Raw genomic sequence first — 15,229 nt, 5'->3', positions numbered from 1 at the left:
GCATTGCCTTCAATGATGGGCATGTGGTGCTGCCGGCCAGCGGCCGGCACTACCGAAGGCTCGCCATCGGTGGGTGCGGACCTTGGTCCGCACGCTTTATAGTGTCGCCCATGAATAAACGGGCCAAGGGCGCAAAGCGCCCGCTCACCTATCTTTCCGCCGCGTTGCTGGCGTTGGCCAGCAGCTCGGCGCTTGCGCTGGGCCTTGGCGACATCCGTGTCCTGTCCAAGCCGGGACAGCCCCTGCTGGCTGAAATCCCGGTGGTCTCGGCCGACCCGTCCGAGCTGGAGAACCTGCGCGTAGCGCTGGCCTCACCGCTCACCTTCGAACGCGTCGGCCTGCAGCGGCCAACCGGGTTGGTCAGCGAGCTGCAGTTCGAACTGACCCGCGATGCGCAGGGCAGGGCCGTGGTGCGGGTAACCTCGCAGGCACCGGTGGAGACCTCGTCGCTGAGCTTTCTGATCGAAGCCGACTGGGGCCAGGGCCGTCTGGTGCGCGAGTATTCGGCGCTGGTCGATGCGCCGTCCAGCGCGCTGGCCGTCACCGAGCCGGAGATCGTGGCGCCGGCCGGCACCCTGTCCAATACCATCGCCCGCGAGCCGGCTCCCGCGCCTGCTGCTACGGTGCCCGATGTGCCACCGCGCGCGCCTGCCGCGGCACCTGCAGCCACGCCGGCTCGGCCGCGTGCGGAACCTGCACCGGTTGCGGCAGCGCCGGCCGACGGCAGCATCACCGTGCAGCGCGGTCAGACCCTGTCGCAGATCGCCAGCGCGGTGGCGCGTGGCAACCAGGTCAGCCGCGACCGCGCGATGATCGCCCTGCTGCGCGCCAATCCCGAAGCCTTCATCCGTGGCAACGTCAATCTGCTCAAGCAGGGCGCGGTGCTGCGCATGCCGGGCAGCGATGCGCTTGCCGCAGTCGATGCGGCCGAGGCGACTGCACTGGTAAGCGAGCATGCCGCGCAATGGCGGCAGGCGCGTACCGTGCCGCAGCCGGCGGGTGCGGTCGCGCCGGCCGCCAGGCCGGCAACCGCGAACGCGTCTTCCCCGGCTCCAGCCAACGGGGCACGACTTGAGATCGCTCCAGCGCTGGCGTCGGACGCTGCGCGCGCGGGCACAACCACCGGCATCGCTGCCGGCAGCGAGGGTGACATGCTGGGCAACGAACAACTGCGCCAGGCGCGTGAAGACATCGCCACCCGTGATGCCGAGATCGGCGAGCTGAAGCAGCGTGTCGCCGATCTGGAGAAGCTGAAGGAGCAACAGCAGTCGCTGATTGCGATGAAGGACAATGACCTGGCCGCCGCACAGCAGCGCCTGGCACAGGCTCCGGATGCCCGCGATGCGGGGACGGCATGGTATTGGCTGGGGCTGCCGGTACTGTTGCTGGCGGCCGGTGCAGCCTGGCTGCTGGGACGCCGCAAGCCGTCACCGCTGCCGCCGCTGCGCGAAGAGGACGATGCCGCCGGGCTTGCCGCTGCGGTACCGGCGGGCGCGGCGCTGGATACACTGGCCGAGCAGTCCTCGTGGTCGTCGGCGGTGGCCGACAGCGGTCGCCAGGAACCGGCGATGCCGGCCTGGGCGAGCGAGCCCGAGGTCCAGGCTGAAGCGCCGTCGGCGCCGATTGCAGCCCCTCCGGCACAGGCCACCGGCTGGCAGGACGGCACGCTCCACGATGAGGACGCTGTGGCGTTGCCTGAGGCAGTGACCGAGCTGCCGCGCTGGGATGAGCCCGCGCCCATGCACGATGAAGCCATCGAGGAACCCCTACGGGATGAACCGGTTGTGCCGGAGGCTCCGGCCGACGTAGCGGTGCCGGACTACGCACGGCATGCCGAACAGCAGCCACAGTATCGTGGCGTGTTCGATCTGCCCGCCGAAGCGCATGATGTCGACGCACCGGCCACTGCCGTCGGTCAGGCCCCCATCGACCGTGATGGCACCGATGCCCCGCATTCGGAAGACGCCGCGCCGATCGCAGCGGCGGGCGCTGACGGCGGCTGGCCACCGCGTGCCGGGCAGGAGCGCCTGGAGCTGGCCATTGCCTACCTGGATCTGGGCGACGCGCAGACCGCCCGGACTCTGTTGCTGGAAGTTGCCGACGGTGGCGACCTGCACAGCCAGGCCCAGGCCCGCGAACTGCTCGCCCGACTGCCGTGACCGAACCTGCTGACAAGGACCTTGCCATGAGCCGCGAGCGCCGCATCGACTACGTTGAATTCGCGTCCAGTGATCCGGCCGCCAGCCGGATGTTCTTCGAGAAGGTCTTCGGCTGGTCGTTCGTTGACTATGGCAACGACTACACAGCGTTCGACGATGGCCGCCTGCAGGGGGGGTTCTTCCGCGGAATGCCGCAGCGGGCAAGTGACACCGGCGCACCGCTGCTGGTGCTGTATGCCGATCAGCTGGCGCCGATCGAGGCTGCGGTGCGTGACGCCGGCGGTGAGATCGTGCGCGAGGTGTTCTCCTTTCCTGGTGGCAGCCGCTTCCAGTTCGTCGAGCCCGGTGGCAACGAACTGGCGGTCTGGTCCGAACGCGATCCGGCCTGAGCGCCGCCCCACAGGCAACATCGAGGTAGCACATGCGTTACGCGCTTGGCGTCGAGTATGACGGCAGCGATTTCAGGGGCTGGCAGAACCTGGGTGAAGGCGGTCCCAGCGTGCAGGCCAGCCTTGAGCGGGCCTTGTCGTCGGTTGCCGATGCGCCGCTGCAGGTAGTCTGCGCTGGACGCACCGATGCCGGCGTGCATGGCCAATGCCAGGTCGTGCACTTCGATACCGACGTGGTGCGCGATCCGCGCGCCTGGATGCTCGGTACCACCACCCGCCTGCCGCGCTCGATCGCGGTGCGCTGGTGCGTACCAGTGGCCGATGATTTCCATGCCCGCTTCTCGGCGCGTGCGCGCCGTTACCGCTATCGATTGCTCAACCGCGAGGTACGGCCGGCGCTGGACCGGCAGACACTCAGCTGGGAGCGCCGCGCGCTGGACGAGACTCTGATGCACGCCGCCGGCCAGGCCCTGATCGGCGAGAACGACTTCAGCGCGTTCCGTTCGGTCCAGTGCCAGGCGCTGCATGCCCGGCGTGAACTGCAGTCGCTGCAGGTCAGCCGCCAGGGTGAGGTGATCGAGGTTGCCGTGCAGGGCAATGCATTCCTTCATCACATGGTCCGCAATATCGTCGGATCGTTGATCCTGGTGGGCAGCGGCGAAAAACCGGTGGACTGGATCGCCGAACTGCTGGCCGGGCGCGACCGCACCGTAGCCGGTCCCACCGCACCGCCGCAGGGCCTGGTGTTCCTTGGGCCCCTGTACCCCGACAACTGGCATCTGCCCGCCGAGGTCACGCTATGAGCCGCTCCTACTACCGCACGCGCATCAAGTTCTGTGGCATGACCCGTGCCGGCGACGTCCGCCTGGCCGGTGAGCTGGGCGTGGACGCAGTGGGCTTCATCTTTGCCCGGGAGAGCAGCCGGCGGGTCGCTCCGGCCGAAGCGCGCGCGATGCGCCAGGCGATCGCGCCGATGGTTGATGTGGTGGCGCTGTTCCGCAACAACAGCAAGGAAGAGGTGCGCGAGGTGCTGCGCACGGTGCGCCCGACCCTGCTGCAGTTCCATGGCGAGGAAGACGAGAGTTTCTGCCGCAGCTTCAACATGCCCTACCTGAAGGCGATCGCCATGGGCGGGCGTGAAGAAGTCAATGCCCGCACCCTGCAGCTGCGCTACCCCAGCGCGGCCGGTTTCCTGTTCGACAGCCACGCCCCGGGCGGCGGTGGCGGTACCGGCGTGGCCTTTGACTGGGGACGCATTCCGACCGGCCTGCACCGGCCGTTCCTGCTGGCTGGTGGCCTGAACCCCGAAAACGTCTACGACGCCGTGCTGGCCACGCTGCCGTGGGGCGTGGACGTTTCCAGCGGCATCGAGCTGGAGCCGGGCATCAAGGACGGTTACCGGATGCGCACCTTCGTCGAGGAAGTGCGCCGCGCGGACTGCACGGTCCTGGAGTGATATGCGTCACTCTTTGCCGTGATCTGGACCTGGATTTGAGCCTGCACGCATTCTTCACATAGGATGGACCCAAGCGCGCCTGCCATGAGGGCCGGCGCGGGGATCGACGGGCGCGCTCTGCGCGTCCCGAACGGGCGGTCGCCGCCCACAGCCCAGGAAGGCAAGCGATGCAGGAATTCCTCACCGTCGTGTTCGGTTTCCCGACGCTGCCGTACAGCATCGTGCTGGCGGTAGCGCTGGTCTATTGGGGGCTTGCCGCCTTTGGCCTGGTCGATGACGGTTTCGGCGACCTCGGCGCCGATGGCGCACTGGACGGCGGCAACGATCTCAGCGGCCTGTCGGCCCTGCTGCAGCGCTTCGGCCTGGGCGGTGTGCCGGTCATGGTCGTGGTCACCCTGCTCGGCTTCTTTGGCTGGGCGTTGACCTATTTCATCCATCTTTTCGTACTGTTGCCATTACCAGACCTGCTGCGCTGGGCGATCGGCGCGGTCGTGGCCGTGCTGGCACCCTTGCCCGCGATACCGGTCACCGCGTTGCTGCTGCGCCCCGTCCGCCGTTTCCTGCTGCGCCTGCGGCCGGTGGCCCAGGCCTCGCTGCTGGGGCGTGCCGGCGTGGTCGCCTCGCCGAAGGTGGATGCCCGCAGCGGCCATGCCATGTTCGATGACGGTGGCGCCGGGCTGGTGCTGCAGGTGCGCAGCGACATCGAACTGCAGCGTGGCGAGCGCATCGTGCTGGTCGAGCACGTCGCCGAACAGCATTACTACCGGGTGGTCCGTGCCGATGCGGTCGCCCTCGATTTCCAGGACAACCTGCTTCCGGGCAACAAGGAGAATCACTGATGACGTTGGCAACCATGGCCCCCTTCCTGATCGGCGTGGCCGTCCTGCTGGTGGCGCTGCTTGGCCTGGCCGGCCTGTTCAAGGCTTTCTACCGCAAGGTTGACCAGGGCGTGGCCCTGATCGTCAACGACATGAGCTCCACGCCCAAGGTGCACTTCACCGGCGCGCTCATCATTCCGGTGCTGTACCGCGCCGAGCTGATGCGCATCAGCCTGATCACCCTGCAGATCGACCGCCGTGGCAAGGAAGGCCTGATCTGCCGCGACAACATGCGCGCCGACATCGCCGTGGCCTTCTACCTGCGGGTGAACGAGACCCAGGCCGACGTGCTGCGCGTGGCCAAGGCCATCGGCGCCGACCGCGCCTCGGACAAGCACCCCGTGGACGAACTGTTCAACGCCAAGTTCTCCGAAGCATTGAAGACGGTCGGCAAGAAATTCGATTTCACCGAGCTGTTCGAGAAGCGCCAGGAATTCCGCGACGAGATCATCGCGGTGATCGGCAACGACCTGAACGGCTATGTGCTGGAAGATGTGGCGATCGACTATCTGGAACAGACCCCGAAGTCGCTGCTGGACCAGTTCAACATCCTCGACGCTCAGGGCATCCGCAAGATCACCGAGCTGACCGCTGCACAGAACGTGGTGACCAACGAGCTGGAGCAGAACGAGAAGCTGGCCATCACCAAGAAGAATGTTGAAGCGCGTGAAGCGCTGTTGGCGCTGGAGCGCCAGCAGGCCGAAGCCGAGGCGCGCCAGAAGCGCGAGATCGAGACCATCCGCGCGCGTGAGGAAGCCGAGACTGCCAAGGTGCAGGAAGAACAGCGCCAGCTGTCCGAGAATGCCCGCATCGAAGCGCAGCAGCTGATCGAGATCCGCGACCAGAACCGCCTGCGCGAGGTGGAAGTGGCCGAGCAGAACCGCCAGCGTGCCGTGGCCATCGAAGCCGAGCGCGTGGAGCGCGCGAGGCAGCTGGAGCAGGTCACCACCGACCGTGAAGTCCAACTGCAGGGCGTGGAGCGTGACAAGGTGGTCGAGCAGGGCAAGATGGACGTGGCCAACATCACCCGCGAACGCATCTCCATCGACAAGACCGTGGCCCAGGAAGAAGAACGCATCAAGGAAGTGCGCGAAGTCTCCGAAGCCGACCGCCAGAAGCAGGTGCTGATCCTGGAAGCCGAAGCCAAGGCGCAGGAAGCGTTGGTGCGCGAAGTGAAGGAAGCGCAGGCGCGCGAAACCGCCTCCAAGCACCGCGCGGTGGAACTGACCACCCTGGCCCAGGCCGAGCACGAAGCGGCCGGCAAGCAGGCCGAAGCCAAGCGCCTGCTGGCCGATGCGTTCCGCGCCGAACAGGCCGCGCCGGGCTTGGCCGAAGCACAGGTGCGCGAAGCCTCGGCGCTGGCCATCGAGAAGGTCGGCATTGCCGAGGCCCGCGTGATCGAAGCCAAGGCCGATGCCACCCTGAAGCAGGGCAGCAACGAAGCACGCGTGCTGGCCGAGACGCTGCAGGCACAGGCGCAGGGCGAAGAGAAGATGGGCCTGGCCCGTGCCACCGCCACCGAATCGCTGGGCAATGCCGAAGCCGGCGTGGTGCAGAAGAAGCTGCTGGCCGAGGCCGAAGGCCTGGTGCGCAAGTTCGAAGCCATCGCCTCGCTCAGCGACCAGGCGCGTGGCCACGAAGAGTTCCGCATGATGCTGGACAACAGCCTGAAGCAGGCGCTGGCGTCGATCGAGGCAGGCAAGGAAGTCTCGCGCGAGAACGCCAACGTCATCGCCAGCGCGCTGCGCAACGCTGACATCGATCTGGTCGGCGGCGACGGCGGCATGTTCGAGAACCTGGTCAAGGCGGTGTCGCTGGGCAAGTCGATCGAAGGCTTCGCCGGCAAGAGCCCGATCGTGCAGGAGCTGATGCAGCGCTACCTGGGTGTGGCGGTGGCCGAACCTGCGCCGCGGCAGATCGCCGAAGACGCTGAAGCGGTGCCGACGGTGTCGGCCACCGTGGTCGACAGCGCCCGTTGATGCATCGGGCGATGGCCGCAGTGGCCATCGCCCGCCCGCGCCGGCCGCACATGCGGCCGCTCGCCCGTGAGCCGGAAGCCTGCTGATGTCCGAAACCCAACCGTCCGCCGAAACCAACGCACCGGAGGCTGGCGACACTACCGTCGACCAGGCCGTCGCCCAGGGCGGTGCCTACGAAGTCCTGCGCCGCCGCCTGACCGAGCAGGGCCAGCGCCTGCAGGGCCTGGCCGAAACGCTCAACCGCCAGCGCCTTGCCGAATTTGGCGACAGCCGGCTGGACGTGGTCGGCCGTTTCCGCATCCGCAGCGAGAACAACTGTGTCGGCCGCGACATCGTGCAGGTGGGGCCCGATCGCCTGCTGTTCGGCTACAACGTGTTCATCGGGCTCAAGACCCAGACCCGTATCGAGGATGTGTTCGGCCTGTACCGCCTGGTGCAGGGGCCGGATGGCTATGACGTGGCGGCACTGGAGCTGAAAGGCAGCTTCCTCGACCAGCCCGGCTTCGTGCATGATTTCAACGAGCTGTATGCCTACTACAAGCACGCGCGCCTGTTGCAGCTGATCGTGGTGGGGGACAAGCTGCTGGCCTCGTTCCAGATTGGTGAACGCAGCAGCGACGTGCGCGTGTTCCGCTGGGCGCTGTCGCGTGATGGCGAGCTGACTTACCTGGATGCGCGCGGCGAGCGTGACATCGCCCTGCCGCCACCGTTCGATTTCGAGTGGACCAAGGCCACGCGTGACCTGGCCGTGAGCGGCCGCCACTCGCACCTGAACATTCTCGATACGCTATTCGTGGAAACCACCGGTGGCGACCTGACCATCAAGGTGGAAAACAACACCGAGACCGGGCAGGGCATCTACAGCGAGCCGGTGGAGGACAGCACGCAGTCGCTGGACGATGCCCAGTTCGAGTTCGCCCGCGTCGGCTCTTTGCTGCTGCTGAAGGTGCTGCCCTACCGCGAGACGGAATGGCGCGGCCTGATCTACAACACGCTCACCGGCGCTATCGTGCGCAACGATGCCATCGTGCAGGCCTGCGTACAGCTGCCCGAAGACCACGGCGTGATCTTCCCGGGCGGTTATTACCTGCAGGGCGGCGAGCACAAGTCATTCGACGCCTCGATGGCCGGCATGCAGTTCAAGCGCAGCATCCGTTCGCCCAACGGCGAGGACGTGCTGTACATCTTCTACGAACGCGAGGGCGGGCGCTCTGCGCTGTTCGTCTACAACACCATCCAGCGCGTGCTGCAGAATCCCGTGTTCGGCCACGGCTACGCCCTGATGCAGGACGGGCGCATGGTGCTGTTCCATGCCGAAGGCAGCGAACCGACCCGCATCCACCCGATGCAGGTCTGGCAGACCCCGTTCAGCAGCGATGAATTTGCCGCCAGCCGTCCGTCGGGCAACACCTTCATGGGCCGCATCGGAAATGCTGAACTGGTGCGCGGCATCTCCAACCTGTTCAACCTGGCCCGCGAGATCGACGGCCAGGATGTATCGGTGCAGCGCTACCAGCGCCTGGTGGCCGATACCCGCCGGCTGTTCGATGCCCACCACTGGCTGGGCGACGAGGCCTGCGACGGTGCCGAGGCACTGCTGAGGCAGATCAGTGCTACCGGCGAGTCGGTGCTGGACGAGTACGAGAAGGTCCAGTCGATCCGCCAGCAGTCGGCGCAGGCGATGGCCGAGTCCGAAGCCGCGTACAAGGCGCTGCTGGGTCGGTTGCAGCCGCAGAACTGGAACGAGGTGCAGGCCTTCGTCGAAGCGCTGAACGACATCACTGCGCTACGCGGACGGCTGTTGACCATCCGCGAGCTGCGCTACATCGACACCGCACGCATCGAAGCGATGGCCACCGAACTGGTGCAGGCGCAGGATCGCGTTGGTGCGGCCACCGGTGAATTCCTCGCCGGGGATGCTGCACTGGCACCATTGGGCAGCCGCCTGCAGGCGCTGGACGAAGCCGCGCAGCAGGCCAGCAGCGCCCGCCAGCTGGACGAGCAGCTGGACGGCATGCGCGGCATGGCCGCCGATCTGGACATGCTGTCCGAACTGATGGCCGGGCTGAAGGTGGACGATGCCACCGCGCGTACCCGCGTGGTCGAATCGATTTCCGCGCTGTACGGGCGACTGAACCAGGCGCGCGCCCGCGCCGAACAGCGCCGCCGCACCCTTGGTTCGGCCGAGGCCGTGGCGCAGTTCGCCGCCCAGTTCGCGTTGTTCTCGCAGTCCATCACCAGCGCACTGGCAATGGCCAGCGATCCGGAAAAGGCCGACGAACAGCTGTCCCGCCTGCTGGTGCAGCTGGAAGAGCTGGAGAGCCAGTTCGGCGAGCATGAGCAGTTCCTCGGTGACATCCTCAGCAAGCGCGAGGAACTGGTCGAAGCCTTCGAGACGCACAAGCAGGCGTTGCTGGATGACCGCCAGCGCAAGGCGCGTTCGGTGCTGGACGCGGCCAACCGCATCCTCGATGGCCTGGCCAAACGCACCGAACGCTTCGCCAGCGCCGATGAACTCAATGCGTTTTTCGCTGGGGACCCGCTGATCCTCAAACTGCGCGAGCTGGCCGAGCGGCTGCGCACGCTGCGTGACAACGTCAAGGCCGATGACATCGAGGCGCGCCTGAAGGGCGTGCGCGACCAGGCCGTGCGCCAGTTGCGCGACCGCAGCGACCTGTACGAAGCCGGTGGCAACGTGGTCCGGCTTGGCCCGCGCCACCGCTTCAGCGTCAACACCCAGGCCCTGGACCTGACCCTGTTGCCGCGCGGCGACACGCTGGCCATCCACCTGACCGGCACCGACTTCCTGGAAACCCTGCACGACCCGGAACTGGAGGCACTCAAGCCGTTCTGGCCGGTGACCCTGGATTCGGAATCCGAGGCGATCTACCGCGGCGAATACCTGGCCGGCAGCCTGCTGCTGGCCGCGCAGCAGGGCAACGATGGGCTGGACCTTGCCCAGCTGCAGCACGATCTCGCCAACCCCGAGGCGCTGGACCAGCGCGTGCGTGCGTTCGCCGCGCCGCGCTACCGTGAGGGGTACGAACGCGGCATCCATGACCACGATGCGGCGCTGATCCTGCACGCCCTGCTGCCGCTGCAGCAGGCCGCCGGCAGCCTGCGCCATGCCCCCCGCGTCCGCGCGCTGGCTATGCTGTTCTGGGCGGCCGAGCAGCGCAACGAGGCCGTGGCGCAGTGGCCGGCCCGCCAGGCCGGTGCCGATGCCATTGCCCGCCTGTTTGGTTCCGACGAAGGACGTCAGGCGCTGCGCGCGGAGATGGCCGCTGCGCTGGACGTGTTCGTGCAGGCGCAGGCCCTGCCGTTCGACGCCGCCGCGATAGAAGGTGCCGCCGCCTATCTGGGTGACGAGCTGGGCGCGGGCGATCCGGTATTCACCAGCAGCCGCCACGCGTTGGCGCTGCTGGAGGCATTGCAGCAGCAGCTGGAGCAGGCGGGTCAACGCGAGGCACTGGAACGCGCGCTGCAGCGTGGACAGGATCCGCTCTCGATGCGCTGGGCGCTGGCCGGGCAGTGGCTGCGCGCGCTTGGCCGCCTGCCGGGGCAGGCGGCCCATGCCGGGTACACCGATGAGGCCGCCGCGCTGATGCTCGCACAGCGGCAGCTGCGTACCCGTGCCAGCGATGCCACGCTGCGGGTGGAAGTGAAGGGCCTGCTCGGCGAGCATCCGCGCATCGTGCAGGGCACCCTGGCGCTGTCGCTGGATGATTTCCTGGCCCGCCTGCACGCACATCTGCAGCAGTTCGTGCCGGCATTCCACGCTTACCAGGCGGTGCGCCAAGGCATCATCAGCCGCGAGCGGCAGGCCCTGCGCCTGTCCGAATTCAAGGCGCGGCCGTTGTCTTCGTTCGTGCGCAACAAGCTGATCAACGATGTCTACCTGGGCGTGATCGGCGACAACCTGGCCAAGCAGATGGGCACGGTCGGCGAGAACAAGCGCAGCGACCTGATGGGCCTGCTGATGATGATTTCGCCGCCAGGCTACGGCAAGACCACGCTGATGGAATACGTGGCGCATCGGCTGGGCCTGGTCTTCATGAAGATCAATGGCCCGGCGCTGGGTCATGAGGTACGTTCACTGGACCCGGAGCAGGCGCCCGACGCGACCTCGCGGCAGGAGCTGGAAAAGCTCAACCTTGCGCTGGAGATGGGCAACAACACCATGCTGTACGTGGATGACATCCAGCACACCCATCCCGAGTTCCTGCAGAAGTTCATTTCGTTGTGCGACGGCACCCGTCGCATCGAAGGCGTGTGGCGCGGCCGCACCCGTACCTACGACATGCGCGGCAAGAAGTTCTGCGTGGTCATGGCCGGCAACCCGTACACCGAATCCGGCGAGGTGTTCAAGATTCCGGACATGCTGGCCAACCGCGCCGACATCTACAACCTCGGCGATGTGCTGGGCGGCATGGAAGCGTCCTTCACCCTCAGCTACATCGAGAACAGCCTGACCTCCAACCCGGTGCTGGCACCGCTGGCAACCCGCGACATGGCCGACCTGTACCTGCTGGTCGAGCGTGCGATGGGCAAGGACGTGTCGACCAACGGGCTCAGCCATGCCTACAGCGGTGCAGAGGTCAACGAGATCACCGCCACCCTGCAGCGGATGCTCCGCGTGCGCGATGTGGTCTACCGGGTCAACCAGCAGTACATCGCCAGTGCCGCGCAGGATGATCGTTACCGCACCGAGCCGCCGTTCCGCCTGCAGGGCAGCTACCGCAACATGAACAAGCTGGCCGAGAAGATCTCGCCAGTGATGAACGAGGACGAGCTGCAGCAGCTGATCTCCGACCACTACCTGGGTGAGGCGCAGCTGCTGACTACCGGTGCCGAAGAGAACCTGCTGAAGCTGGCCGAACTGCGCGGCGTGCTGGATGACGTGCAGTCTCAGCGCTGGGCACAGATCAAGCGTGATTTCCTGCGCAACAAGGCCATGGGAGCCGACGACAGTGATGTCGGCGGGCGCGTGGTCGCGCAGTTGGCGGACATTGCCAGCGCGCTGCAGTTGCCGCCGCCAGCACCGGACGTGGCACCCGCTGCCGTGGCCGACCCTGCGCCGTGGCCGGCATTGCTGCAGGCGCTGCAGCGCCTCTCTGAAACACGCCCTGCGCCCGCTGCGCCGGTACCGGTTGCGGTGACCAACAGCGCGCCAGCCACGCCGCTGGCCGAAGACCTGCAGGCTGGCCTGGCGCCTCTGGTCGAACTGCTGGTGGCATCGCAGGCGCAGCAGGCACAGGTGTCGCAGACCCTGGCCGCGTTTGCCGGTTGGGCACGGCAGCAGGTCGAGCGTGGTGGCCCTGGCAGCGCGGTGCCGCAGCGTGCGCGCGTACGTCGCGCCACCACGCCGGAAGAACGCGCACTGGATGAAGCACTGATGCGCCACTTCTACGGGGAGTCGTTGCCGCGGGACGACGCTGAAAGCAGCGTGGCGCCGACACCCGGGCCGCCGCCGCTGCCGTGACCACGCGATCGCCGCTGCCATTGCCGATACTGCCCGATACGGTCGATGTCGCCGTGCTGGCCGATTACGGTGCGCCGCTGCTGCAGGCACTTGCCCAGCGCGCCGCACCGTTACCGCCGGTTGCGGGTGAAGGCCTGGTGGCCGCGCTGGCCCGCATCGCCCTGGCCCTGCAGGCGGGGAGTCCTGCGCAGATCCAGCGGCAGGAAGGCTGGTGGGGGCGCCTGCTTGGGCGCGATGTCGACCGTGAGGCGGAAGGGCGTGCGCTGCAGTCGCAACTGGGCGTGCTGGCGCTGCAGGCGCGCGAACAGGCCCTGCATCTGCAGCAGTTCCAGCAACTGCGCGCCCTGGCCATCGTCGAACGTTCAGAGGCGGCCACGGCACTGGACGCGTGGGCCGAGCTGGGCGCATCACAGCTCGCGCAGTGCGACGTGGCCGGTGAGGCCGCACTGTCGGAACGGCTGGATCACCTGCGCCGGCTGGCCGCGCTTCATCGCGTCGAGGCCGGTCAATGGCAGCTGCTGCAGGATCAGGATACGGTGCTGCTGCAACGTTTCGCGCGCATCCATGATGTCCTGCTGCCCGCCTGGCGACAGGCTGCACTGGCCGATCAGACTGCCGCGGGTGCGGCATTGGCCGGGAAGGCCGCCACGCTGCACGCGCAGATCGATGACGAGGTTGCGGCGGCTCAGGCTAGACTGCCTTGAGCCAACCGCCGCTGCCGCTTACCCAACCGCAAGGAGACTGCCCGATGACCCAGGACAGCCAGACCCCAGGTGCTCTCGTGCCCGGCACGACCACCACCGATCTACTCGATGAGGGCGCACTGCAGGCGCTGGGCCTGGTCCGCGAGGATCTCCCGCGCATCGCCGAGATCCGCCGCGAGCTGGACGATCTTCGTCCGGGCAATCTGCAGGTTTTCGGTCGTGAAGCAGCAACGCGTACTGCAGCGTTTTCCAGCCAGTTGCTGGACCAGGTGCGCAACCGCGACCTTGATGCCAGCGGCGAGAAGCTGGGCGAAGTGGTGCGCATCGCGCGCAGTCTGAAACTGGACGGTTTTGCGCAGCGTTCGAAGGTGCCGGTGATCGGCGGCCTGATCGATCGCCTGCGTTCTTCCAGGGGCGAGCTGGTGCAGAAGTTCAGTGACACCAATGCGCAGATCGAACAGCTGCTGGGCGATGTCGGCGTGCAGCAGGCGTTGATGGGCAAGCGCGTCGGTGAGTTCGACCGCATGCACGAGATCGTCCGCGAGGAACGCCACGCGCTGGGCCTGTATGCCGCTGCCGGCAAGCAGCGCCTGGCCGAACTGCAGGCCGAGCAGTTGGCGGGGCAGGCCAGCGACGACCCGCAGCAGCGCATCCGTCAGGGCGAGATCGACAACGCGATCCGGCTGATCGAGAAACGCGTGTCCGACCTGCAGCTGATGCAGCATGCCGCCGACCAGTCGCTGCCGATGATCCGGCTGATCCAGGCCAACGCGTTGCAGCTGATCGAGAAGTTCAACACCGTCCGCGACATCACCATTCCGTCGTGGAAGCGCCAGTTCGCCATCCAGCTGTCACTGGGCGAGCAGAAGGCCGCGGTCGAACTGTCCACGGCCATCGACGATGCCACCAATGAACTGATGCGCCGCAACGCCGACCTGCTGCGCCAGGCCTCGGTGGATACCGCGCGCAGCAACCAGCGTGGCGTGATCGACGTGGCCACCCTGCGCCACGTGCACGACCAGCTGATTGCCACGGTCGAGGAAGTGCGCAGCATCCATCGCGAAGGCATGCAGCAGCGCCAGCAGGCGGAAGTGGAGCTGTCGCGCCTGCGCGAAGACCTGCAGCAGCGCCTGGCCACCCCGACGGCCAGCTGAAAAAAGGGGACGGAGGGGATTAAGTCGTAAGTGGCACAAACGACTTAATCCCCTCCGTCCCCATTTTTCATTGCCAGCGCAGTTGCTGGCTCGCCCAGTCCGCCAGTGCTTCCACGCGCGCATTGGCCGGCCCCTCCGGCCATGCCAGCACCCAGAAGCCTCCGGTGGCGGCAAATCCCCAGGGCGCGACCAGGCGGCCTGCCGCCAGGTCCTCGGCCACCAGCGGCTCCGGCGCGATCGCGGGGCCCAGCCCGGCGACCGCGGCTTCCAGCAGGTAGTACAGATGCTCGAAGGCGGTGCCCAGCTGCAGCTTCGACACGTCCAGGCCGTGCGCCTGCGCCCAGGCCGGCCACGCCTGTGGCCGGGAGTGGGTATGCAGCAGTGTTTCGTGCAGCAGCATCGCAGGAGGCACATCGCGCAGCCGATGTGCTGCCGGATGCGATGGCGCCACCACGACGCCCACCCTTTCCGGCGCCAGTTCGCGTACTTGCCAGCCACGAGGCCAAGGTCCCTGCGCCAACAGCAGCACGGCATCCAGCGCAGCCTGCGCCTCGGTGAAACTGCCATCGAGCGCCGACCACTGCAGGTTCACCCCAGGCAGAGCGGCCTGCAACGCGGGCAGGCGCGGAATCATCCAACGCGCCAGCACGCTGCCGCTGCAACCCAGGACCAGCACCGGCGAGGTTGCTGGCCGGCGCAGCTCGCGCACGCAGTCTTCGATGCTGCTGAACGCGCCGCTGCACGCCGCCTGCAGGCGGGTGCCCGCAGCGGTGAGGCGCAGGCCGCGGCCGGCACGCTGGAACAACGCCAGACCCAGGTGATCCTCCAGCAGCTTCAACTGGCGGCTGACCGCACCATGGGTGACGTGCAGCTCCTGTGCTGCGCGGCCAACCCCGCCCAGCCGGGCGGTCGCTTCGAAGGCGCGCAGGGCATTCAGAGGCGGAAGCAGGGAGGGGCTCATGTGAGATTTCCTGACGGTGCGTGCCAGATAATATCCATTTTCCGGTCACGAACCGTGCGCTAGAGTA

General features: G+C 67.3%; 10 protein-coding genes. 9 read left to right on the top strand and 1 reads right to left on the bottom strand.

What is annotated here, in order from left to right:
* Positions 1-110 precede the first annotated feature (110 nt).
* The 9 genes from D7Y61_RS06935 (at position 111) to D7Y61_RS06895 (ending at position 14,201) form a co-directional block, all read left to right on the top strand.
* Complete coding sequence (locus tag D7Y61_RS06935) at positions 111-2,159, top strand: FimV/HubP family polar landmark protein (RefSeq protein WP_180865660.1); 2,049 nt, start codon at positions 111-113, stop codon at positions 2,157-2,159.
* Between the two features lie 26 nt (positions 2,160-2,185).
* Positions 2,186-2,548, top strand: a complete 363-nt coding sequence (locus D7Y61_RS06930; protein ID WP_180865659.1) for a VOC family protein — start codon at positions 2,186-2,188, stop codon at positions 2,546-2,548.
* 32 nt (positions 2,549-2,580) lie between these two features.
* Entirely contained in the window at positions 2,581-3,351 is a 771-nt protein-coding gene (gene truA, locus D7Y61_RS06925) for a tRNA pseudouridine(38-40) synthase TruA (RefSeq protein ID WP_180865658.1), read from the top strand.
* Positions 3,348-4,004: a phosphoribosylanthranilate isomerase gene (locus tag D7Y61_RS06920; protein WP_005410480.1), complete on the top strand. Its 657-nt coding sequence runs from the start codon at positions 3,348-3,350 to the stop codon at positions 4,002-4,004. Before truA ends, D7Y61_RS06920 begins: the two co-directional genes overlap by 4 nt.
* 167 nt (positions 4,005-4,171) lie before the next feature.
* Positions 4,172-4,843 (top strand): OB-fold-containig protein, encoded by a 672-nt coding sequence (locus D7Y61_RS06915; RefSeq protein WP_180865657.1) that lies wholly within the window; start codon positions 4,172-4,174, stop codon positions 4,841-4,843.
* A complete protein-coding gene (locus D7Y61_RS06910) occupies positions 4,843-6,861 on the top strand; it encodes a hypothetical protein (protein ID WP_180865656.1) in 2,019 nt (672 codons plus the stop codon). Before D7Y61_RS06915 ends, D7Y61_RS06910 begins: the two co-directional genes overlap by 1 nt.
* 85 nt (positions 6,862-6,946) lie before the next feature.
* The gene (locus tag D7Y61_RS06905) at positions 6,947-12,343 is read left to right on the top strand and encodes a DNA repair ATPase (protein ID WP_180865655.1); all 5,397 of its coding nucleotides are present in this window, start codon (positions 6,947-6,949) and stop codon (positions 12,341-12,343) included.
* The gene (locus tag D7Y61_RS06900; RefSeq protein ID WP_180865654.1) at positions 12,340-13,047 is read left to right on the top strand and encodes a hypothetical protein; all 708 of its coding nucleotides are present in this window, start codon (positions 12,340-12,342) and stop codon (positions 13,045-13,047) included. Before D7Y61_RS06905 ends, D7Y61_RS06900 begins: the two co-directional genes overlap by 4 nt.
* A gap of 44 nt (positions 13,048-13,091) precedes the next feature.
* The gene (locus D7Y61_RS06895; protein ID WP_180865653.1) at positions 13,092-14,201 is read left to right on the top strand and encodes a toxic anion resistance protein; all 1,110 of its coding nucleotides are present in this window, start codon (positions 13,092-13,094) and stop codon (positions 14,199-14,201) included.
* Positions 14,202-14,268: 67 nt separating this feature from the next.
* Here D7Y61_RS06895 and D7Y61_RS06890 read toward each other — a convergent pair whose 3' ends face one another.
* Positions 14,269-15,162 (bottom strand): LysR family transcriptional regulator, encoded by an 894-nt coding sequence (locus D7Y61_RS06890; RefSeq protein ID WP_180865652.1) that lies wholly within the window; start codon positions 15,160-15,162, stop codon positions 14,269-14,271.
* Between the last annotated feature and the right edge of the window lie 67 nt (positions 15,163-15,229).

Origin of the sequence: Stenotrophomonas maltophilia, from assembly GCF_013464485.1 — a bacterium.
Taxonomy (GTDB): domain Bacteria; phylum Pseudomonadota; class Gammaproteobacteria; order Xanthomonadales; family Xanthomonadaceae; genus Stenotrophomonas; species Stenotrophomonas maltophilia_AW.
Note: the sequence above shows the minus strand (reverse complement) of the source record. Positions and strands in the feature narration are given on the sequence as shown.

Bases quoted from the DNA above. Each gene is read 5' to 3' on its own strand.
- D7Y61_RS06935 (WP_180865660.1), top strand. From the start codon at position 111: ATGAATAAACGGGCCAAGGGCGCAAAGCGCCCGCTCACCTATCTTTCC.
- D7Y61_RS06930 (WP_180865659.1), top strand. From the start codon at position 2,186: ATGAGCCGCGAGCGCCGCATCGACTACGTTGAATTCGCGTCCAGTGAT.
- truA (WP_180865658.1), top strand. From the start codon at position 2,581: ATGCGTTACGCGCTTGGCGTCGAGTATGACGGCAGCGATTTCAGGGGC.
- D7Y61_RS06920 (WP_005410480.1), top strand. From the start codon at position 3,348: ATGAGCCGCTCCTACTACCGCACGCGCATCAAGTTCTGTGGCATGACC.
- D7Y61_RS06915 (WP_180865657.1), top strand. From the start codon at position 4,172: ATGCAGGAATTCCTCACCGTCGTGTTCGGTTTCCCGACGCTGCCGTAC.
- D7Y61_RS06910 (WP_180865656.1), top strand. From the start codon at position 4,843: ATGACGTTGGCAACCATGGCCCCCTTCCTGATCGGCGTGGCCGTCCTG.
- D7Y61_RS06905 (WP_180865655.1), top strand. From the start codon at position 6,947: ATGTCCGAAACCCAACCGTCCGCCGAAACCAACGCACCGGAGGCTGGC.
- D7Y61_RS06895 (WP_180865653.1), top strand. From the start codon at position 13,092: ATGACCCAGGACAGCCAGACCCCAGGTGCTCTCGTGCCCGGCACGACC.
- D7Y61_RS06890 (WP_180865652.1), bottom strand. From the start codon at position 15,162: ATGAGCCCCTCCCTGCTTCCGCCTCTGAATGCCCTGCGCGCCTTCGAA.